The 21,032-nt window shown below is 61.2% G+C and carries 17 protein-coding genes and 1 pseudogene; 8 read left to right on the top strand and 10 right to left on the bottom strand.

The window, feature by feature from the left end:
* Window positions 1-33: 33 nt before the first annotated feature.
* On the top strand, window positions 34-1,296 hold the full coding sequence (locus LDO54_RS36230; protein WP_224017506.1) for an MFS transporter: 1,263 nt from the start codon (window positions 34-36) through the stop codon (window positions 1,294-1,296).
* 61 nt (window positions 1,297-1,357) lie between these two features.
* Here the strand turns inward: LDO54_RS36230 and LDO54_RS36225 are convergent, their stop codons facing one another.
* A complete protein-coding gene (locus tag LDO54_RS36225; protein WP_224017505.1) occupies window positions 1,358-2,251 on the bottom strand; it encodes a LysR family transcriptional regulator in 894 nt (297 codons plus the stop codon).
* A gap of 90 nt (window positions 2,252-2,341) precedes the next feature.
* On the opposite strand from LDO54_RS36225, the gene LDO54_RS36220 reads away from it, so the two are divergent.
* On the top strand, window positions 2,342-2,992 hold the full coding sequence (locus LDO54_RS36220) for a 4-carboxy-4-hydroxy-2-oxoadipate aldolase/oxaloacetate decarboxylase (RefSeq protein ID WP_224017503.1): 651 nt from the start codon (window positions 2,342-2,344) through the stop codon (window positions 2,990-2,992).
* A gap of 62 nt (window positions 2,993-3,054) precedes the next feature.
* Window positions 3,055-4,419: an MFS transporter gene (locus tag LDO54_RS36215; RefSeq protein ID WP_224017501.1), complete on the top strand. Its 1,365-nt coding sequence runs from the start codon at window positions 3,055-3,057 to the stop codon at window positions 4,417-4,419.
* 165 nt (window positions 4,420-4,584) lie between these two features.
* On the opposite strand, the gene LDO54_RS36210 is transcribed toward LDO54_RS36215, so the two are convergent.
* The gene (locus tag LDO54_RS36210) at window positions 4,585-5,970 is read right to left on the bottom strand and encodes a DUF3443 family protein (protein ID WP_224017499.1); all 1,386 of its coding nucleotides are present in this window, start codon (window positions 5,968-5,970) and stop codon (window positions 4,585-4,587) included.
* A gap of 89 nt (window positions 5,971-6,059) precedes the next feature.
* Window positions 6,060-6,602 carry a DUF2844 domain-containing protein gene (locus LDO54_RS36205; protein ID WP_224017497.1) on the bottom strand — a complete coding sequence of 181 codons (543 nt, stop codon included), beginning with the start codon at window positions 6,600-6,602 and terminating at the stop codon, window positions 6,060-6,062.
* 602 nt (window positions 6,603-7,204) lie between these two features.
* Between LDO54_RS36205 and LDO54_RS36200 the strand changes: the two genes are divergently transcribed.
* Together LDO54_RS36200 and LDO54_RS36195 are read left to right on the top strand one after the other, a co-directional pair.
* Complete coding sequence (locus LDO54_RS36200) at window positions 7,205-8,170, top strand: alpha/beta hydrolase (protein WP_224017495.1); 966 nt, start codon at window positions 7,205-7,207, stop codon at window positions 8,168-8,170.
* A gap of 5 nt (window positions 8,171-8,175) precedes the next feature.
* Window positions 8,176-8,592, top strand: a complete 417-nt coding sequence (locus tag LDO54_RS36195; RefSeq protein ID WP_224017493.1) for a nuclear transport factor 2 family protein — start codon at window positions 8,176-8,178, stop codon at window positions 8,590-8,592.
* A 57-nt stretch (window positions 8,593-8,649) separates the two neighbouring features.
* Here the strand turns inward: LDO54_RS36195 and LDO54_RS36190 are convergent.
* The 4 genes and pseudogenes from LDO54_RS36190 to LDO54_RS36175 form a co-directional block, all read right to left on the bottom strand.
* Window positions 8,650-9,829, bottom strand: a pseudogene (locus LDO54_RS36190) (porin).
* Window positions 9,830-9,874: 45 nt separating this feature from the next.
* Window positions 9,875-11,248 (bottom strand): c-type cytochrome, encoded by a 1,374-nt coding sequence (locus LDO54_RS36185; protein ID WP_224017491.1) that lies wholly within the window; start codon window positions 11,246-11,248, stop codon window positions 9,875-9,877.
* A gap of 3 nt (window positions 11,249-11,251) precedes the next feature.
* Complete coding sequence (locus LDO54_RS36180) at window positions 11,252-13,024, bottom strand: GMC family oxidoreductase (RefSeq protein WP_224017489.1); 1,773 nt, start codon at window positions 13,022-13,024, stop codon at window positions 11,252-11,254.
* A gap of 65 nt (window positions 13,025-13,089) precedes the next feature.
* Window positions 13,090-13,797, bottom strand: coding sequence for a gluconate 2-dehydrogenase subunit 3 family protein (locus LDO54_RS36175; RefSeq protein WP_224017487.1), 708 nt, complete (start codon window positions 13,795-13,797; stop codon window positions 13,090-13,092).
* Between the two features lie 657 nt (window positions 13,798-14,454).
* On the opposite strand from LDO54_RS36175, the gene LDO54_RS36170 reads away from it, so the two are divergent.
* From LDO54_RS36170 to LDO54_RS36160, 3 genes are all read left to right on the top strand, one after another.
* Window positions 14,455-16,812, top strand: coding sequence for a TonB-dependent hemoglobin/transferrin/lactoferrin family receptor (locus tag LDO54_RS36170; protein ID WP_224017485.1), 2,358 nt, complete (start codon window positions 14,455-14,457; stop codon window positions 16,810-16,812).
* Between the two features lie 31 nt (window positions 16,813-16,843).
* Window positions 16,844-17,920: a hemin-degrading factor gene (locus LDO54_RS36165; protein ID WP_224017483.1), complete on the top strand. Its 1,077-nt coding sequence runs from the start codon at window positions 16,844-16,846 to the stop codon at window positions 17,918-17,920.
* Between the two features lie 122 nt (window positions 17,921-18,042).
* Window positions 18,043-18,513, top strand: coding sequence for a Fur family transcriptional regulator (locus LDO54_RS36160; protein WP_356792662.1), 471 nt, complete (start codon window positions 18,043-18,045; stop codon window positions 18,511-18,513).
* Window positions 18,514-18,540: 27 nt separating this feature from the next.
* On the opposite strand, the gene LDO54_RS36155 is transcribed toward LDO54_RS36160, so the two are convergent.
* The 3 genes from LDO54_RS36155 to LDO54_RS36145 form a co-directional block, all read right to left on the bottom strand.
* The gene (locus LDO54_RS36155) at window positions 18,541-19,050 is read right to left on the bottom strand and encodes a hypothetical protein (protein ID WP_224017479.1); all 510 of its coding nucleotides are present in this window, start codon (window positions 19,048-19,050) and stop codon (window positions 18,541-18,543) included.
* A gap of 174 nt (window positions 19,051-19,224) precedes the next feature.
* A complete protein-coding gene (locus LDO54_RS36150) occupies window positions 19,225-19,695 on the bottom strand; it encodes a MaoC family dehydratase (protein ID WP_224017835.1) in 471 nt (156 codons plus the stop codon).
* A 68-nt stretch (window positions 19,696-19,763) separates the two neighbouring features.
* Complete coding sequence (locus LDO54_RS36145) at window positions 19,764-21,014, bottom strand: carboxymuconolactone decarboxylase family protein (protein ID WP_224017477.1); 1,251 nt, start codon at window positions 21,012-21,014, stop codon at window positions 19,764-19,766.
* Window positions 21,015-21,032: the final 18 nt, after the last annotated feature.

Below are 21,032 nucleotides of genomic sequence, written 5' to 3'. Positions count from 1 at the left end.
GCGCAAGAGCAGCTTGAATTGTGCGAGCGCGCCGTGCGAAAGGCCTCGATTCGCCTGCTTCCGGTGCTTTTGCTGGGCTATATTTTCAGCTATCTCGACCGCATCAATGTGGGCTTTGCCGCCTTGACGATGAACCACGCGCTCGGGCTCACGTCGGCGCAATTCGGATGGGGCGCGGGGCTGTTCTTTCTCAGCTATGCGGTGTGCGAAGTGCCGAGCAATCTGGCCTTGCATCGCTTCGGCGCGCGGATCTGGCTCTCGCGCATCATGGTGTCGTGGGGCGTGCTTTCTGCCGCCACCGCGTTCGCGGTCGGTCCGCACTCGTTCTACGGGCTGCGCCTGATACTCGGCGTGGCCGAAGCCGGATTTTTTCCCGGCGTGGCGTTCTACCTCACTTCGTGGTTTCCGCGCGCTTATCGCGTGCGCGTGCTCGCGTGGTTCACGCTCGGAATTCCGCTGGCTTCCGTGATCGGCGGACCGCTTTCAGGCGCGTTGCTGAGCATCGACACGTTCATGGGGCTGGCGGGCTGGCAATGGCTGTTCATCGCTCAGGGCTTGCCCGCCGCGGTGCTGGGCATCTGGGCGTGGGCCGTGCTCTCCGATTCGCCGAAGGACGCCACGTGGCTCAGCCACGCGGAGCGCGCCGCGCTGGTGCGCCAACTGGAAAGCGAAGTCAAGGCGGGCAGCACGCGCAGCTTTCGCAGCGCGGTCGCCGATCCGCGCGTGCTCCTGCTCACGCTCGCGTTGTTCACGCTGTCGACGGGCATCACCGGGATCGGCATGTGGCTTCCGCAGATCATTAGCCGCGAAGGACTGGGCCTGTTCAGAACGGGCATGCTCTCGACCATTCCCTATGCGTGCGCCGGTTTGGCGATGATCGTCGCGGCGCGGTGGATGGACAAGGGCCGCGATTATGCCGCGAGCCTGACCCTGAGCGCGGCGGTGGCGGCTGCGGGCTTCGTGGTCTCGGCTGTGTCGGAGTCGGTCGGCGTCGCGCTCGTGGGCATCACGATCGCGATGATCGGCGTGAACATTGCGCGCACCGCGCTCTGGGCCATTCCGTCGACGTTTCTCTCGGGCGCGGCGGCGGCGGGTTGCATCGCGTTCATCAACGCCGTTGCCAATTGCGCGGGCTTTGCCGGTCCGGCGATGGTGGGTGTCGTGAAGGAAATGACCGGATCGTTTACCGCGGGACTGATTGCCCTGGCCGTCGCACTCGCGGTGACGGCGGGGCTCGCCACTGTCCTCGGACGAGTCGCGCGCAAGCGGGCTGAAGCGGAAAGTTCAGCAGCATAACTAAATAAAAACAGGCTGCATGAAGACATGGCGCGCGCGGCGTAAGCGGACGAGCGCCCGCTTAGCCCATGCGCGTGGACGCCATCGCTTCGCGGAACGTGGCGATCAGCCGGTTATCGTCGCTCGCGCGCGTGATCATCACGAGCTTCGTATGCAGATCGAGATCCTTGACGGGAATGAAGCGCACGTCGCGCCGATTGTTCTTCGCGGTCGAGCGGCCGACCAGCGTGGCGCCTAGCCCCGCACCCACCAGCGCGAGCGCCGTGTGGATCTCGATCGCCTCATGGGCGACGCGCGGCTCGCCGCCGGCCGCCTTGAGCGCGGTGAGCAGTTGCTGGCCGAACGGGCTGCGCGAGTCTTTCGGATAGTGGATGAACGGCAGGCGCGAGAGCTCGGCCGCCGTGACCGAGCGCTGTTTGGCGAGCGGATCGCCGACCGGCACGACGGCGACGAAGGGCTCGTTGAGCATGACCGTGTAGTCGAGATCGGTGTGAGGATCGAGCGGGCCGATAAAGCGCGAAATGCCGAGATCGATCCGGCCCTGCCGCAAGCGCTCGGGCTGATATTCGGAGAGCGCTTCAACGAGGTCGAGATGTACATCGGGACACGTTTCGCGGAACCGACGCACCGCGGCGGGCAGGATCGAATACGCGACCGAACGCACGAAGCCGATGCCGAGCCAGCCGCGCTGGCCCGATGCGATGCCGCGCGCCTCGTCGTCGAGCCGTCCGAAATGCGACAGCAGTTCTTTCGCGCGCGGATAGAAGTATTTGCCGAGCGACGTGAGTTCCATCGGCCTGCGCGAGCGGTCGAACAACTCGCCGCCCAGGTGCGCTTCGAGTTGGGACAACTGCATGCTGATGGCGGTCGGCGCAACATACAACGCGTCGGCGGCGGCCGACGCGCTGCCCGCTTCGACCACCGCACAAAAGTAGCGAACCTGACGAAGATTCATTTTTATTGAACTTAGGCTCAGAAAACGATGTTTGATGTTGCTGAAACTTTATCTAAAACTAGCGGCACGATCAAATTTCAAAAGACAAACATGAGCAGTTACGAGACACCTGGCGACCTCATCGCGGCGCTGCGCGCACTGGGCAGCGCGACCGTTTACGAAGCCCAGGGCGCCCATGGAGCGCTCGACAGCGGCATCAAACCCATTCATCCGTCGATGTGCGTGGCCGGTCCGGCCGTCACCGTGGACACGCGTCCCGGCGACAACCTGATGCTGCACTACGCCATGCTGAAGGTGAAACCGGGCGACGTGCTCGTCGTCGATGCGAAGGGCTTTCTCGAAGCCGGCCCGTGGGGCGACGTGTTCACCGAACTCGCGCTGCAGAAGGGCTTGGCCGGGCTCGTGATTCACGGCGCGGTGCGCGATGCACGCACGATCATCGAACAGGGCTTTCCGGTCTTTGCGCGCGGCCTTTGCATCAAGGGCACGGGCAAGAATCAGCCGGGCAAGCTCAATGTGCCCGTCACGATCGGCGATGTGCGGATTCAACCGGGCGACATCGTTGTCGGCGATATCGACGGCGTGGTGGTGGTGCCGCAGCACGATGTCGAGCGCGTCGTGCAGGTGAGCCGCGCGCGAGAGGAAAAAGAGCAGGCGTTCCGCGCGAAGATCCGCGAGGGCGCGACGACAGTCGAACTGCTCGGGCTCGAAGCGACGCTGCGCCGTTTCGATTTGACGTAGCAAGAACCGCATCACCCGGACCCGACAGGGTCACGCAGAATAGAAAAAATGGAGCGAGACACATGAGAAAAGACACTGCGTTGCAGGCGTCGAACGCCCTTGCGGCTTCGGCGCGTCCCACGCGCTATCGTTGGGTTGTCGCGACCCTCTTTTTCCTGATTTATACGGTGGCCGCCGCCGATCGCGCGAATCTCGGCATCGCGCTGCCATTCCTGCGCAAAGAGTTCGCGATGACGAACACCGAAGCCGGTGCGCTCGTCAGCGTGTTCCTGATTGCGTATGCGCTCGCGCAATTGCCGTCGGCGCTGATCATTTCGCGCTTCGGCGTGCGCCGCGCGCTGCCCATTTCGATGATCCTGACCTCCATCGCCACGGCGCTGACCGGCGTGGCGGGGTCGCTCTTTTCGCTCAAGCTCTGCCGCCTCGCGCTGGGTTTCGCCGAAGGTCCGCTGCCGCTCGGCATTGCGGCCACGATCAATAGCTGGTTTCCCGCGAAGGAGAAGGGCACCGCTTCGGGGCTGTTCCTGTCGTCCGTGAAATTCGGCCCGGTCATCACGCCGATTCTCGGTGTGGCGATTATTTCGGTGTGGGGCTGGCAGGCGATTTTCCTCGTGTTCGCGGTGCCGGGCGTGCTGTTTTCGATCGTCTGGTATCTGATGGTGGCCGACAAACCGGCCGACAGCCGTGGCGTGAACGAGGCGGAGCTCGAACTCATCGACAAGGCGAGTCCGCAGGCGGGCGCCGCCATGCGCATCGAACGCACGAAAGCGATGCCGTGGCTCGACCGGCTGACGCGCGTGCGCAAAGAGAAGCCGCTCGAAACGACGCGCGCGGTGGTCAGCTCCTGGAACATCTATGGCTGCGCACTCGGCTATTGCTGCCAGCTCGGCATTTCGAGCGTGATGCTCGCGTGGATTCCGACTTACCTGCTCAACGTGAAAAAGTTCAGCGTGGCAGGGACGGGACTGGTGGCGGCGGCGCCCTGGGTGGGCGCGGTAGTCGGCAATATTCTCGGCGGTTGGCTTTCGGATCGCGCGCTCGGCAAGCGCCGCAAGCCCGGCATGATGTTCTCCGCCGTGGCGACCGCGCTGATGATGGTCGTGCTGATTCAATCGCCTGCTTCGCCGATATTGTACGGATTCCTGATCTTTATGGCGGGCGTGGCGCTGAGCATCGGATTCTCCGCATACATGGTCTATCCGACGTCGTTTGTCGCCAAGGCGAAATTCCCGCTGGCGAATGCGATCGTCAATATGGGCGGACAGCTCGGCGGCGCGGCGACGCCATTCATCGCGGGCTTGCTGCTCGATCACTTTGGATGGGACTCTGTGTTCGTCTTCATGTCGGCGATTTCCGCACTGACGTTCCTTATTTTGCTGACAATCACGGAGCCGCTCGATACAGTGGCGCGCGACGCGTCGCGTTGATTGCCGTGATTGCAGGAGCCAAAACGAAACGCCCTCCCGGCGGACCGGGAGGGCGTTTGAAAAAGCGCTCGTTGCATCAAGCGCTGAAACGATAGTCAATGTAAGGGCGTATCGATTGGCAGCTTCGCTGCAATGTGCAGCTTAAAAGTCACCCGACGCACATCGTTACGCGCCGTTCGAAGCAAACGCCGCGTAAGCGTCGCCAGCACCGGACGAGCTTTCGTTCTTGATCACCACGTAGCGGCCATAGAAGAACGGCATGCCGAAATCGAGGCCGCCTTCGACCAGGCCGTACACCGCGATGTCGTTGAACGCAAACACGCTGCTGCTGAGCAGTGAGCTCACATTGCCGACCTTGAACGTACCGGTATAGGAGCCGCTGGAACTGCTCGCGCTGCTGTTCGGCGCGAACGTCACCGATTCCGTCTGAACCGACGAGGGACAGTAATAGCCGCTATACGTCGAGCCAGTGCATTGGGTGATCGAGCTGTCCTGGAAGTACAGGAAGTTCGTGCCCGAGTCGATGAAGCTGTACTGGTTGGCGGTGCCGCCATACGTCGCCTGGAACTCGAAGTTCGCGTCGAGCGGAATCTGGCTGAGTGAAGCAATCGTATTGTTCGTCTGCGTGCCGACGCCGAGATAAAGCGTGCCCGAGGCCGTCGCCTGGCCGCTGTCCGACACGGTCGGCATCGAGAGCACGATGCCGTTGTTGTAGCCGCTGCCCAGCATGCTGACCGGATTCGTCACCTGCTGGCTCAGCGGCACCGTGCTCGCCGTCGAACAACTCGCGCCGCTCGCACAGGCGAAATAGTACTTCGACGCCGTGCTGGTCACACAGTTTGTCCCGCAATCGCGTATCTGCCCCTGCAGGCCCAGAATGCCGTTCGCGCCCAATTGGCTGACGGTGCCCATGTCCGAGCCGCGGTTGGAGCACGCCGTCGGCGCCGTGCCCGCTGCCGAGTCGCCGATCACCTCGAGCGGCACGCTCGACGCGGTCTGACTTCCCAACTGCACGTCGCCGGTGCGCACGGCGCCCCAGGTATAGCCGCTGACGAACTGGCCGCAGGCGTCGATGTAATTGCCCGACGATGCCAATTGCTCGCGCGGCATACCGGCCAGCGTCGTGCTGCTCAGCGCCGACGACAGCACGCGCAGACCCGTGGAGCCGGTATCGAGCAACACATGATCGATGGTGTTGCAAAGGGTCGTGCTCCCGGGCGCGCAAACGGTCACCGAGACGAAGGGCAGGTTCGGATAGGTGCTGAGGCTCTGCTCCACGGTGACGGTCATGGTGTTGGAGGCGCTGACGGTAACCGGCGATTGCGTCGAACTCGTGGTCGTCGATGTCGTGGTCGAGCTATCGTCGCTCGACGAACCGCCGCCGCCACATGCCGCCAGAGCAAGCATCAGGCCGCACGCGGTCAGGCCGGCTGCCGCACGGCGCGGCGCAAACCGGAACACGCGTTGAAGCGAAGCGCCGTCGGCAGGAAAGAGATTCGTGAGGCGCGCGACACCGCCGGCGAGCACCGCGAGAGAAAACAGGGTCGTCATGACTGGAATAGGGCGAAAAAAACGAGAGCGAAAGAAGACACACGCATGGCGCGGCATCGCATGAATGCCGCGCGGCAACGATGCGGCGATCACTGAATCACGGTCGAACTGACGCCGGACGGCAGCAGCGAGGGCAGCCAGGCCCGGCCATGGAAGTGCCGTTGATGGCCTTGCACCTGCACGACGAAGTCATCGGTGCTGATATTCACGCCGCCGTTGCGCTGCAGGCGGGTCTGATTCTGCAGCGCGCTCACGTATTCGGAGAAGATCGTGCTGCCCATGAAGCTGCGCAGATCGGGCATGTAAGGACCGTCCCACGCCAGCGCGAACACGGTGCCGTCGACGTTCAGATATTCGCGTTCCGTGACGCCGTTTTCGAGCGTCGATTCGCGCACCGTGTAGGTGGTGGATGTGCTCGTGGACGTGCTGGTGGTCGAGGCGCTGGACGTTGCCTGCAGCGAAAGCGCGCTGGACGTCTGGGCGCTGGTCGCGGGCAGTGTCGGCAGGCCGCCGAGCTCCGCATGGGCAGCGATGCAGAAGACGCTGCCGATTGCCAGCACGATGGCCCGTGCGGTGGCACGGGTGGCGGCGGGCAGAACGGCGGACACAGACGCACAACGCAAGCGATTCACGAAAAGCTCTCCTGACGATCGGGATGATGGATACGATGTTTTGGGTTCGCGCGCTCATCGCAGTGGCCAGGGCCAACTGACGATAAGCCAGACCGGAATATCTCGCGCAAATTCAGATTATCAATGCCGACAATGACTTTTTTCTGGCTGTGTGCAGCCGAAGAGAGAGGCATTGCGCAGAAATATAATCAATAAACCAACGAGTCGCGTGATTCTACACAAGAAGAATCGCTCGTTAAGCGTCGAATAGAGGCTGTTGTCTTAATGCTGAAATACTCGGATATCGCCGATCAATCGGCGTATCGCCGCGTGGCGCGAATAAAAATCGATTCATTACCCTAAAGAATTCTCTTTAACGTGCCGATAATCACTGCCGGCGCATAGTCTTCACGCATGCAATTCAAATAAAACCGCATATAGGCCCGCTATTCGCGTTTTATTTGGGCCATGCGCGTATCAGGCCTCGGCCTATCATTGCATTTGTGCAACGATAGGTTTCAAACACTTCTATTTCGCAAATATCTCCCGATCCGTATTCTCCTTTCCATCGCTGCACGACATGAAGTCGCCAGCCACTCAACCCAACGGAAAGGAGCATCACGATGAACACGCAAACCACGCCGAACACGCCCGATACTGCCACCGCCGCGTTCCTCGACGCGCTCAACAGCGGCACCGGCCCGGCGATCGAAACGCTCACGCCCGCCGACGCGCGCGAAGTCCTCGCAGGCGCGCAGCGCAGCGTCGAAGTCGACGTTTCCGGCATCGACGTCACGCGCCGCACGATCGAACAGGATGGCCGCGTCGTGCCGCTCGTCATCGTCAAGCCGCAGGGCGCGCGCGGCGTGCTGCCCGTCTTCATGTTCTTCCACGGCGGCGGCTGGATTCTCGGCGATTACCCGACGCATGAGCGTCTCGTTCGCGATCTCGTCGTGCAGTCCGGCGCGGCGGCGGTGTTCGTCGAATACACGCCTTCGCCCGAAGCGCGTTATCCGGTCGCCATCAACGAAGCCTTTGCCGCGACGAAGTGGGTCGCCGCGCATGGTGCGGAAATCGGCGTCGATGGCGCGCGGCTGGCGGTCGTCGGCAACAGCGTGGGCGGCAATATGGCCGCGGTCGTGAGCCAGATGGCGAAGGACCGCAACGGCCCGGCCATCCGCTTCCAGGGGCTCATGTGGCCGGTGACGGATCACGCGTTCGACAACGCTTCGTACGAGGCCTTCGAAAACGGCTACTTCCTGAGCCGCGCGATGATGAAGTGGTTCTGGAACGCGTACACGACCGACGCGGGCGAGCGCAACGAACGCTACGCATCGCCGCTGCGCGCCACGCTCGACGAGTTGAAGGACTTGCCGCCCGCACTGATTCAGACGGCGCAATTCGACGTGCTGCGCGACGAAGGCGAAGCCTACGGACATCGGCTCGATCAGGCAGGCAACGAGGTGACGACCACGCAGTACAAGGGGACGATCCACGACTTCGGCTTGCTCAACGTGCTCGCCGCCGACGCGCCGACGCGCGCCGCCATGCAGCAAATGGCGACCGCTTTGAAGACGCGTCTGCAATAAAGCACATGAATTCCACTTTTATCGAGCCAATCATGAACCACGCTAAAGAACTGCTTGCCGCTTACCTCGAATCGATTCGCGACCCGCGTGCAGCCGCTGCATTGTTTGCCGACGATGGCGTGCTGGAATTGCCCTATCTGAAGTCGCTGGGTATCGACGGACGCGCGCAGGGACCGGAAGCGATTGAAGGTTTTATCGCGTCGTTGATTGCGAAAGTGCCGGAATTCGCGTTTAAAAACGTGCGCTGGCTGATTGAAACGCCGGAGCAGGTGTTTGCCGAATACGAGGTGGAAGCGCTCGTGCCATCGACGGGAAAAATCTATCGGCAAATGTACGCGGGGCGGCTTGTGGCGCGTAACGGCAAGATCGCGCTGCTGCGCGAAGCGCTGGATACGGTGGCGGCGGCCGAGGCGTTTCGGTGATCCAGGCTGGTGGATGCGGCCGGCCTGAAACGGCCGGCCGAATTTCACGCCCTGTATTCAAAATGAAATCGCAATACCAAACATCGCGACAAACTGATTGCTCGTTGAAGACGGCGTCGTGTTTTGCGAATCGCCCACGATAGGCAGCGCGTCGATGATATCGCCCGCGCCTTTAACGCCGAGCGTCTGACCCGAAGCGTGCTGATACGCCTGCAAGGTGTACAGCGTCGTGCGCTTCGACAGGTGATACAACTCGCGTAAAGAAATCTGCTGATAACGAGCCGCATCGTGAATGCCATTCGCCGTCGATGCGCGCGTGTAGCTATATCCGCCAGAAATTTCAAACGGCGTACTGATCCGATAGCTCGCCAGCGCGCCATAGGTATTGAACACGGCGGTATCGGTGAAAAGCGAATGGCCGCCCGGGCGATACACGACATTCGAATAGTTCACGCCGAGCAGAAGATTGCCGATGGCGTAGGTCGCGAGCGCCGCGGCATGCTGCACGTTGCGCGCGGAAAGATAGCCGTTGTTCAACTCCGAGTGCGGAAACGACGCACTCGCGGCCGGATCGAAACCGCCGCTGTATTCCGTATTGTTCATGCGCAGATAACCCGCGCCAATCGAGAGCGGCCCGCCGTCGTATCGAATCGCTGCGCTGAACATACTGCCGCTTTTCATGCTGCCCGCCACGCCGCCAAATCCGTATTGCACGCTGCCGCGAAAGCCTGAAATGGTCGGCGACGTGTAGGTGACGGAACTGTTGGCGCGGATATCCGTGTCGAAACCGTCGATGTCGCCGGGATGCGCGCCGGTGGCGCCCGTGAGATACGTCACCGGCCCGAGCGTGCCAGCCAGCAGGTAGTAGGGCGTGTATTGGCGGCCCAGTGTCAGCGTGCCGGCGCGCGTATCCTGAAGCCCGACAAACGCATAACGATTGAAGGCCAACCCCGCCGATTGCTGCGCGCCCGTTCCCGGATCGAAGCCCTGTTGAAGATCGAATATCGCCTTTAGATCGGTGCTTAATGGCTCGCTACCCTTGAAACCGAATTTCGACGCGTACAGATTGCCGTTGCGCATATACACATTCGAATTGCCTTTCTGGTTATTCGCATAGACCATCGCTTCGTCGACGTTGCCGTATAGCAGTCACGCTGCCTTGCGCGAACGCCGGCTGAGCCGCGCAAGCCATCACGCAAAGCGCTGACTGGATCGCACACGCAGGTCTCGAACTCATGGCTGTTCACCTCGATTCTCGCGCCACGCAATCAAGCCGGCGGTCTCATGGCGCGTGCGCGCCCGCGAACGACTGGGCCTTCAGGCTCTTGCGCAGCGAGCCCACTTGCGTGGCGTCCACGGCGGGCGCGGCGTTGCCCCAGCTATTGCGGATGAACGTCGCGATGGCGGCGACATCGGCATCCGAGAGTTTCCACGCGAACGCCGGCATCTGCGCGCTGGTCGGATTGCTCGACGTGGCCGCGCCGCGACCGCCAACCAGTATCGTGCGCAGCACGTTATTGGCGCCGGGCGCGCGCACGCCGGGATTGTTCGCGAGCGAAGGCACCATCGCGTCCACGCCGTCGCCATTGCTCTTGTGACAGGCGATACAGTTGGTGCGGTACAGGTCGCTACCGAGTTTCATCGCCGGATCGCTCTCGGCAATCGCTTGCGGCGCGGCGCGGCCCGATCCGGGCAGGCTCTTGAGGTAAAGGCCGATCGCTTTCAGATCGGCGGCGCTCAAATACTGGGTGGAATTCGAAACGGCTTCGCCCATCGACCCCGCCGCGACGCTGAACCGATTGCCGCCGGTCTTGAGATAAGCGACGAAATCGTCGTCGCTCCAGGTGCCGATGCCGACATAGCGATTGCCCGTGATTTCCGGCGCATGCCAGCCTTCCAGATCGTAGCCCTGCAAATAGTCGGTATCGCCGCCGAGCGCGTTCTTGCCGCTGTGGCACGCGGTGCAATGGCCGAGTCCGTCGACCAGATAGGCGCCGCGATTCCATTCGACCGATTGCGAGGGATTCGGGTGAAACGGCGTGGGATTGAAAAACAGCAGATTCCAGCCGAACATCATCAGCCGGATATTGAATGGAAACGGCAATTGATTGGCGGGCGGCGCTTCGGCGACGGCGGGCACGGTCTTCAGATACGCGAGAATGTCGAGCAGATCGCGGTCGCTCACGCGCGCGTAGAGGTTGTACGGCATCGCGGGATAGAGCAGCTTGTGATGCGGCGCGACGCCTTCTTTCACCGCCGCGAGAAACTGTGCGTCGGTCCAGTTGCCGATGCCGTATTGCGGATCGGGCGTGATATTGCTCGACACGATCACGCCGAATGGCGTGTTCAATCCCAGGCCGCCCGCGAAAGGCTTGCCGCCTTGCGCGGTATGGCAGGCGATGCAATCGCCCGCGCGCGCGAGGTACATGCCGCGTTTGACGGGATCGGTGGCGGCACTGCCGTTTTCATCGCCGTAATGGAGCACGCGTTGCAGCAGATCCGAGTCGGCGGGTTGCGCGTGGCGCTGCGAGCTGCGCCACGCGAGCAGGCCGCCGAGCACGATCAACGCGAGTACGACGAGCGCGATCAGTAGCATCACGATGCGCCGCCCGCGTGTACCATCACGCGGCGTGGGAGTGTCGGGAGTACGCGCCATGGCTTACACCTGCACCAGCGCGCCAGGCGCTTTCAAATAGTGATCGCGAATCGCCTGCGCCGCGTGCAAGGTGAGCGCGGCAACCGTGCCCGTAGGGTTATAGCCGCCATTGTTCGCGAACGCCGATGCGCCGCAGACAAACGTATTCGGCACGTCCCAGCTTTGCAGGTATTTATTGACGGCGCTCGTGGCCGGATCGGCGCCCATGCACGCACCGCCGGTCGTATGCGACGAGAGATTCGTCATCGGCGTATAGGGCTGGGCGGTGGGCTCGGAGCGCTCGATGGTTTCCGCGTTCATCGCGCGGGCGATCTCCTCCGATTTGTCGGCCATGAATTTCGCCGAGCGCTTGTCGTTCTCGTTCCAGTCGAAGGTCACGCGCAGCAACGGCTGACCATGCCGGTCGCGGTAAGTCGGATCGAGATCGAGAAACACGTCGCGATGGGGGTAGCTATTGCCCATCACATAGATCGAGTTGTAATTCTGATAAGCCTTGCGATAGGCCAGTTTCCACGCCGAGCCCCACGTCGGCGTGCCTTTCGGTACGCCCGACGACAGGCTGATGGGCCTTCCGTTCGTCGAATGAATCAAGGCTACGCCGCCGCCGATAAAGTCGACATTCGAATGGTCGAAGTTATCGCCGTTGAAATCGTCGATGGCCTGCGCGAGTGCGCCCGCGCCGATAAACGGATTGAGATTTTGATCCTTCAGCCAGATCGCCGCGCCCGAAATCGTCTGATAGGCATAATTGCGGCCGACCACGCCCTGGCCCGCATCGCGGTCGTAAGGCTTGCCGATGCCGGACAGCAGCATGAGCCGCACGTTGTCGAACTGATACGCCGACAGCACGACGATATCGGCGGGCTGCTCCCATTGCTGCCCGTCGTTGTCGATAAAGGTGACGCCCGTCGCCATTTTCTTGTCGGGCGTGAGATTGACGCGCAGGACTTCGGCATTCGGAATCACGCTGAAGTTTTTTCTTGCCATCAGCGCGGGAACGACGCAGGCCTGTGGGCTGCTTTTCGACCAGTTGCCGCAACCGAAGAACTCGCAATAGCCGCAATACGTACAGGGCGCCATTTTCACGCCGAGCGTATTTGTGTAGGCCCCCGAAGTATTTCCAGCGGGAACCGGAAACGGATGATAGCCGAGATCGCGCGCCGCCTTATCGAACAGCAAGGCCGCCTGCGTGCGCGCGAGCGGCGGCAGCGGATAGTCGCGATTGCGCGGCCCTTCGAACACGTTGCCGCCATCGACTTTCTGGCCTTGAAGATTGCCGGCCTTGCCCGAGGTGCCTGCGATGCGCTCGAACTTGTCGTAGAACGGTTCGAGATCGTCGTAGGTGACGCCCCAATCCTGCACCTGCAATCCGTCGACAAAACGGTTCTTGCCGTATTTCTCGACCGTGTTCGTATAGGTGACGAAATCGGTCGGCAGGAAGCGCCACGTCATGCCGTTCCAGTGTGTGCCCGCGCCGCCCACGCCCCAGCCGAACTGATACGTGTTCAGGTCGCGCAAGGGCAGCGCTTCCTGGTCGGGGCGATTGCGGAACGTCATCGTTTCCACGCTGAGCGGTTGCAGCAATTCGCGCCGTCGCGCGTAGCGCAATTCGTCGGTGTCGATCGTGGTGGGGAAATCCGTGCTCGTGTCGCGCCAGTTGCCGCGTTCGATCGCGACCACATTCAAACCGGCTTGCGTGAGTTCATTCGCCATCAGCGAGCCGGCCCATCCGAGACCGACGATGACGGCATCCGCCTTGGGCCGCTTTTGTGCCATGTGGGCGCTCCTTGTTCTCGTTCGCGCAATCGCGCGGCCTCACTCGCGCCGCGACGACGCGCGAATCAGGTTTGCTTGCGAATGAAGCTCACGGGCTGAATGCCGAGCGGCTGGCCCGGTTTGTCGAGATAGTCGCGGAAGTCATACTGCGCGCCGGGAAAACCGACCATCTTCCAGCCGGCCATGTCCTTGTTGCCGCCGTAGATGGGATCGGAGAAAAAGCCTTCGCGCACGTTCCAGAGCACCAGCGAGAAGAACTGTTTCGCGTCGACGCCGGGCATCGACAACGTGCCAGCTTCCCATTCGCGGATCATGGCGTCCTGCGCGTCGGGCGCGAGATCGACGAAACGTTTGCCGGCGGGCTGCGCTTTTACCGCGCTATCGAACGCGGCCAGTCCCGCACGCCATCGCGCGGCGGGGCCGCGATCGAACTGCGGACCGGCTTGCGGCAGGCCCTGTTTGAGCGGGCCGTCGAGATAGAGGTAAGTGCCTTTGCCGTAAGGCCCGGCGAGTTGCGCATCGATGAACACCGCGCAGCCGGCTTCCTTGCCGCCGATGCTCAGGTCATCGGCGGGAATGAGGCGATCGGCGAGGGCTTCGGTCAGGGCCGCTTCGTCGGCGGTGAAGAATTTCCAGCCATTGGCGACGACCGGTTGAGGCGGCGGCGATGCCTCGCCGGTCCACGGCATGCCACCCCAGATCACCTTCGCTTTCGCGACGGCCAGACTACCGACGAGCAGAACCAGCGATATCAGGACGCCACGTCTTCGCATGGTGAACCTCAGACGAAAGTGACTGGAAGCCACGCGCAAAAGACGATCGCGCGGGGCGTAGCCCACATCGAATTACGATAGTTGCGAACGTCTGCATGTGCAAGCGAGGGATTTACCGATGCGGGGAGTTGCGATAGGGGGTCATCGGCGGCGGGTGAGTGAAGTTCGCGCGTCGCTCGCGCGACATCGTAAGGTGTCCTGTCATTGTTCGGCGAATGAAGCGGCGACTGGATGAACTGCGCCGCCGGGTTCCGCCTGGTCAATTGATCGGCTCTCGCGGGTTTGATCGCGACTTCGTCTGGCGGGGTTTGCGCGCGATAGAAGCGGGCGAGGCCAGGCGATCTCCCTCCGGTCATTTCCCCCCGCGCCGCTCGACAGGTGCGTCAGCGCCGTCCGACTCGAATTAAATGGTGTCACATCAATGGGCGGGAGCGACTGTTCGCTCCTAAACGCCGCCTGCCGGCCACTCCCAGCCCCGTTTTGCGGGCCTTTTCGGCTGCCACAGTGAGGGCGGCCGGGCGTTGGCCGTCTCCTGATCCCCGAAACATCCCGTAATGTTCGAAAAATTTAAATGAGAATGCTTCTCATGTATATTCACGAACCTTAATGATTCTGTCGGCTTGCGCAGCACAAACGTAAGCGTATCAATAGGGGAAGATGTTGTTTCAGCGAAGAATTCTGGCAATCCTGATTCCGATGGCGCTCGCGGAATTGGCGGGCGCGCAAGGCGCATGGGCTCAAACGGCAACGTCGGCGGCTGACGCCGCGTCGGCAGCATCGGCTGCCTCGGGCGTTTCAACGGCAGCTTCATCGTCGGCGAAGCGCGCGGCAACAAGCGCGAACGCACGCGTTGAAAGCCAATTGAATGTCTTGTCGGTGACGGCGAACCGGATCGGCACGACCGATCCGACCAAATCGGCGGCGACGGTCTCGGTGATCACGTCCGACGACATGGAAGAGAACAACGCCAAGGACATCAAGGACGCGCTGAAATACGAGCCCGGCGTGGCTGTCAACCGCCAGGCTTATCGCCCAAGCGGCATCGGCAGCTCAACGGGCCGGGCGGGTAACGACGGGATCAATATTCGCGGTCTCGAAGGCAATCAGGTTCTGCTGCTCGAAGACGGCATTCCTCTGCCGCAATCCTTCTCCTTTGGCTCCGGTTCGGCGGGCCGCGGCGACTATCTGAATACGGACCTGTACGAACGCGTCGAAGTTTTGCGCGGGCCTGCATCGGTTTTGTACGGCAGCGATGGTCTGACCGGCGCGGTCAACTTCGTGACGAAAGACCCGTCCGATCTGCTGAATATCTACGGCAAGAAGACGTATTTTTCGGTGCGCACGGGCTATGACTCGAGCGATCGCAGCTGGGGTGGCACTGCGACCACGGCGTTTAGCACTGCGAATGGCGCGGTGCAGGGTTTGCTGATGCTCTCGGGCCGACACGGCCACGAACTCGACAATCACGGCAGCACGGGCGGCACCGGCGCGAGCCGCGACGAAGCGGATCCGGCGACCTACAACAACCGCTCGGCATTGGCGAAACTGGTGTTCCGCCTCTCGTCGACCGACAAGCTCAAGCTGACCGCCGAAACGCTCAACAACAGCAATGAAGTCGACAGCTTGTACGAAATTGGCAATTACACCGCCAATACCACTTCGTACAACACGACCAACAATGTCACGAGCAATCGCGTCAAGCTCGAATGGGATCACGACGACGAAACGAATCGTTGGGTGCAACACGTCAAGAGTTCGGTTTTCTATCGTAATGCGGCGACCGACCAATCGTTGCTGATCGGCGAAACGACGACTGACGTCACGCGTTACAACCACTATGGCGAGAGCATCGTCGGCGGCAATACGGTGGCGGAAAGCTCGTTCAAGACGGGGCCGTTTTCCCATAAGCTCGTGTACGGTTTCGACCTGAGCGTGTCGCAATACAACACCAATTCGAACGGCAATACGGTCGATACCACCTCCGGTTATCTTGAGACTTTCCCGAAGACGCAAACGCTCAATCTGGGCGCATACATGCAGGACAGCATCAGCTGGAACAAGCTGACGTTCGTGCCGGGCTTGCGCTTCGACTACTACCATATGACGCCCGATGCCGACAGCACCTATACGTCGGCGGCGAGCGCTTCGACCCAACCGCTTTCGAATTCGAGCGGCAATGCGCTGTCACCGCGCCTGGCGTTTCTGTATGAAATCAGCCCGGCCATGGTGCCGTATGTGCAATACGCGCGGGGCTTCCGTGCCCCCTCGGCCAACCAGGTCAACAGCTATTACGGTGGCGGCGTCGCGGCCTCGATGTATCACACCTATTACGAGCAGGTCGGCAATCCGAACCTGAAGCCGGAAACCAGCAACTCGTTCGAAGCGGGTATGCGCGGCAAACTCGCATTCGGAACGAATCGCGTGTCGTATAGCACGTCGGCATTTTATGGCCGCTACAAGAACTTCATCGATTCGGAAGTCGTGGGCGGCAGCCTGACCTCGGCGAGCGATCCCGAGAAGTTCCAGTACATCAATTTCAGCAAGGCCACGATCAAGGGCGTCGAAGCGAAATTCGACTGGTTCGCGGGCGATTCGGTCGAGGTCAAGGGCGGCGTCGCCTATACCGATGGCACCGAGCAGAACACCGACGGCACGAGCAGCGGCATCATGTCGATTCCGCCTATCGCCGCCGTAATGGGCATCACTTATCGCGCGGACGATCGCTGGTTCGTGGGCGCCGACGTGACCTACAACTCGCGCCGCGATACCAGCGACGTGAATACGTCGAGCACCAAGTATTTCTCGACGCCGTCGTACACGATCGTCGACCTGCATGCGGGCTACAAGATCACGCAGCACGTGAGCCTGACCGCCGGTATCAACAATCTGTTTAACCGCAAGTACTGGCGTTGGAGCGATGTTCGCGATCTCTCGGCAAGTTCGAGCTACGCGACGCTCAATTCCTATACCGCACCCGGACGAAACTTCAACGTCGGCATGAAGATCGACTTCTGAGGATCGTCACTCACACATACAAAGGATTACCATGACTCAAATCGATTTTTCGGACACCCAGGCATGTGCGCAATGGCGGGATTCGTATCTCGCGCATAAGGCCGCGCAAAAGCTGCGTCAGCGCGACGCCGCTGCCGCGATGCAAGTGAGCGAAGCGCAGGCGGTGGCCGCATTCGTTGGCCTCAACGTCGTGCGCCTGAAGCCGGATTTCATGGGCTTGATCGCCCAGATGCCGCGTCTGGGCGCGGTGATGACGCTGACCCGCAACGAAGCCGCCGTCCACGAGAAGGACGGCGTATTCGAAACGGTGAGCGCGGAAGGTCATGTCGGGTTGGTGCTCGGCGCGGATATCGATCTGCGCGTTTTTCACCGTAGCTGGGCCTTTGCGTTCGCGGTTCGCGAGACGTCGCCCAACGGTGAAATGAAGAGTTTCCAGTTCTACGACGCGCAGGGCGAAGCGGTATTCAAGGTGTTTCTGCGTGCCCATAGCGATCACGCGGCATTCGACGCAATCGCGACGGAATGGGCCGATGCCGAGCAATCGGCGGTGCTCGCCTTGAAGCCCGCGCAACCCGCGCCGCTGCCGCGCGCCGATAAGGACATCGACGTCGCCGGATTCCATGCCGCGTGGGACGTGATGAAGGACACGCACGAGTTCTTCCCGCTGCTGCGCAAGTTCGGCCTGACGCGCACGCAGGCGTTGCGCTTGGCCGAGCCGCGTTATGTGACGCGACTCGCCGACGATGTCACCGAGGCGTTGCTGGTCGAGGCCGCCCGCGCGCAGATTCCCATCATGGTGTTCGTGGGCAACGCCGGCATGATCCAGATTCATACCGGCGAGGTGACGAATATCCGCACCATGGGCAACTGGGTCAACGTGCTCGACGAGCGCTTCAATCTGCATTTGCGTGCGGATCTGGTCGCGAGTGCGTGGCTCGTGCGCAAGCCGACCGTCGACGGCATCGTGACGTCGGTGGAATTGTTCGACGCGCAGGGCGAAAACATCGCGATGTTGTTTGGCGCGCGCAAACCCGGTGCGCCTGAATTGGCCTCGTGGCGTGATCTGGCCGGTGCGTTGCCGCCGCACGCTGCGTTGGCAATCGCTTGACTCAGCAACGCTGGATTTCAGGCTGACGTCTTCACACTTTGACTATTTCCCGGCCATCGGTCGGAGCTTAGGAAACCGGGGACGGCATCCGTGCTGGATGCCGCTTTCCCGGTATTGACGCTATGGGAAAAACTGAGCCTGTTGGTTCGAAGTACTTTGCTCACCGTGATTCTGTCGTCAAGTACATGAACGAGATGGGCGTTCGTGTTACGCCCACGCGGATCGGTGTCTTGACCACGATGTTCGAAATCGAGCGCGGCGTTAAAGCCGACGAGATCTACAAGTTCGCGATCAGGAAGAAGATCGGCCTGAGTAAAGCGTCGATTTATCGGGCGCTCGTCGATTTCGAGAGCGCCGGTATCGTCTCGAGACAATGGGTGTCGGGCAATACCGGCGCGCGCGCCACATTCTTTCTTCAATGCCCGTACGAAGCCGAAAAGATGCACGTGGTGTCGTGCAGGAAATGCGGGTGTCGCGTGAGATTCAAGAACCCGGATCTCTTCGATACGATCAAGGCCGCCGCTCAGTCCGAGATATTCGGTTCGCGGGATAAGCCGATCAGCATCGTGATTGTTTGTGCAGATTGTGAGTGACGCATGCTCCAGCATGCCGATGGCGGCTTAGATCGCCGCCTGCGGTAGCGGCGACTCATTCGAGTTCCGCAAAAAGCGGTCCAGCTGCTTATAGGCTTCGATCAGCGCGAGCCGTGGCGCGAGAAACAATTGCGTATCGGCTTGGCGCAGAATGGGCTCGACCAGCGCGCGCTCGCCGGGAGAAATGCGGCAGACGTCATCCTCGCCCGCGCGCAGAATGCAATTCTCCAGCGCGGCTTCGGCATCGGCGAACCGCGCGATGTCGGTATTGCCATAGCCTTCGCACTGCACATAGAAGGTGAGATAGACCATGCGCACGAGCTCGCTGACGAGCCGTGTTGTGCCCGCCCAGCCCTGGCAAGCGGCGAACGTGAGGTGATGCGCGAGCGCCATTTCGGTGGCCGTTTTTTCGTCCAACGGGCGCTGCATGAAGCGGGAAGAAGCAGAGGGGAGCGGTGCGGAGTGGGCTTTTTTGCTACGTGACATTGATACGAAGTGGGTGCAACGAAGGATGGGTGCGAATCCGAAGGCAAACAAATTTCGCCGCCATTATGCGCGAAACGTGGCGAACGTGACGGCGAACCCGCATATCGTGCGCTTGCGGGTGCCATGGAAAGTCGCGTAAAAGCATACACGAACGCACCTGTCATCGAGATGTTGCTACGCTGACAATTCTGTTATCTACGTGCGATATTCCGGCGGCGATCCATGCTATATCGCTGCGCTCTCAACCTTTTCTATTTCCTTCCTGCGATCCGCGGCGCAAGACGGCATCACCACGGCGGTGCCTTCCACGACGACAAACCCGTTCACTTCGCAGTGCGTCTCCAGCACGACGCGGCGGCGCGCCACGAGGATCTCCTTGACCGATACCGTCGCACACACCGTTTCGCCGAGCTTGACCGGCCGCCGGAACTTCAGGTCCTGCGAAAGATAGATCGAACCGGGACCGGGCAGGCGAGAGGCAATCGCCGCCGAAATCACGGAGGCGGAGAGCATACCGTGCGCGATGCGCCCACCGAATTGGGTTTGCTTCGCATACTCCTCGTCGAGGTGCACGGGGTTGCGATCGCCGGACGCGCTCGCAAACAGAAAGACGTCGCGCTCGGACAGCGTTTTCGTGAAGCGCGCGCTCATGCCGGGCATCAGATCTTCGAGGTCGAATCCGCCTGCATCATTCATGGTCAGTTCCTGTGTGGTTGGTACTGCATAGTATTTTCGGTGAGGCACGGAAAACGGTGCGAGCGAATTCAAGCCGATTGAAGCGCTGCTGCGTTGTCGTGCTGCGTGGTGTCGTTCACGCCAGGCAGCGCGAACAGGGGCTCCGCAACGCGCAATGCCGATCCCACGGCGAGCGCGCCTGCATGGGGCAGCGCTTGCATGATCGCGCCGACGATCTCGCGCCGCGTCGCGCCAAGAGAGCGCGCTTCGTGCACGTGAGCGGCGAGCGTTTCCGCATCGGCGTTGCGCGAAAGACAGGTCAGGCAGGCGATATCCGTGAGGTGCCGCGTCTTTGCGTGTCCGGGTGATTCAAACGGCGCATTGCCGACGTCCAGTTCCACCATGCTCCGCTCGATTTCCGCAGAAATATCCGCGATGCTTTGCGCGGAGTTGATGACGTCCTCCGGCGCGTCCGTGCCGACGCTTTCGAACACCTCTAGCGCGATGCGCGTCAACGGCAACACGACTGGCCAGCCGATATAGCCGGTGAGTTGAATCAATACCTCGGTCAATTCGCTGCGCGTCCAGCCGAGGCGCAGGCAGTCCTTCAAATGCTGCCGAACCGCACTGTGTTGATTCCCTCGCGCCATGACAATGGCCAGCGTCGCCAGTTGACGGTCCTTTTGCGTGAGGGCTTCCGATGGCGCGTGACCGGACTGAAGCAGACGAACAATCGACGATGCATCGCGCAGATGACGATACGCATCGTTTCGAACGGCGAGACCACGCTCATGCAGCAGCATCACGACGAGCCGCACGCCCGCCATCGCCACGGGCGCGCCGGAATAGGCGAGCGTATGCATCGCGGTTTCGAGCACGGCTTCAGGAGTCCAGCCAGTATTCAACATGCCGCCCGCATGATATTTGAGCGCGGATTCGGCATTGCCAATCGAAGTCAGGACCGCGACCGTAATCAGTTCGCGATAGTTGAGCGAGAGATTGGGGCGCGCGATGATATCCGCATAAGCCCCTTCGACGAGTAATTTTTTGAAATCAGGGTCGAGTTTATCCAGCGCGGCACTCAGGCTGTTAAAGCCTTCATCGCCGATCGCGAGGATCGTCGACATGCCCAGATCGTGACGGGATATTCGTTGTGCATGCATATAAATACAATTCGAATGAGCGTGGAGGTCAATGACGTTCTGCATCATATTCGCGAGGATGTTTTGCAATTCTGAACTTTTGTGAAAATCGATCGGCTTGCGTTTTTTGCCGCCTAGAATCGTCCTCGAATCGCGCTGCTGATCATTGCGGCCGATGCCGAATGGATGCTCTGTCACGTCAACGTAACCGGGAGA

The organism is Paraburkholderia tropica, from assembly GCF_914484835.1.
Classification (GTDB): domain Bacteria; phylum Pseudomonadota; class Gammaproteobacteria; order Burkholderiales; family Burkholderiaceae; genus Paraburkholderia; species Paraburkholderia tropica_A.
This window is presented reverse-complemented; position numbering and strand designations above follow the sequence as displayed.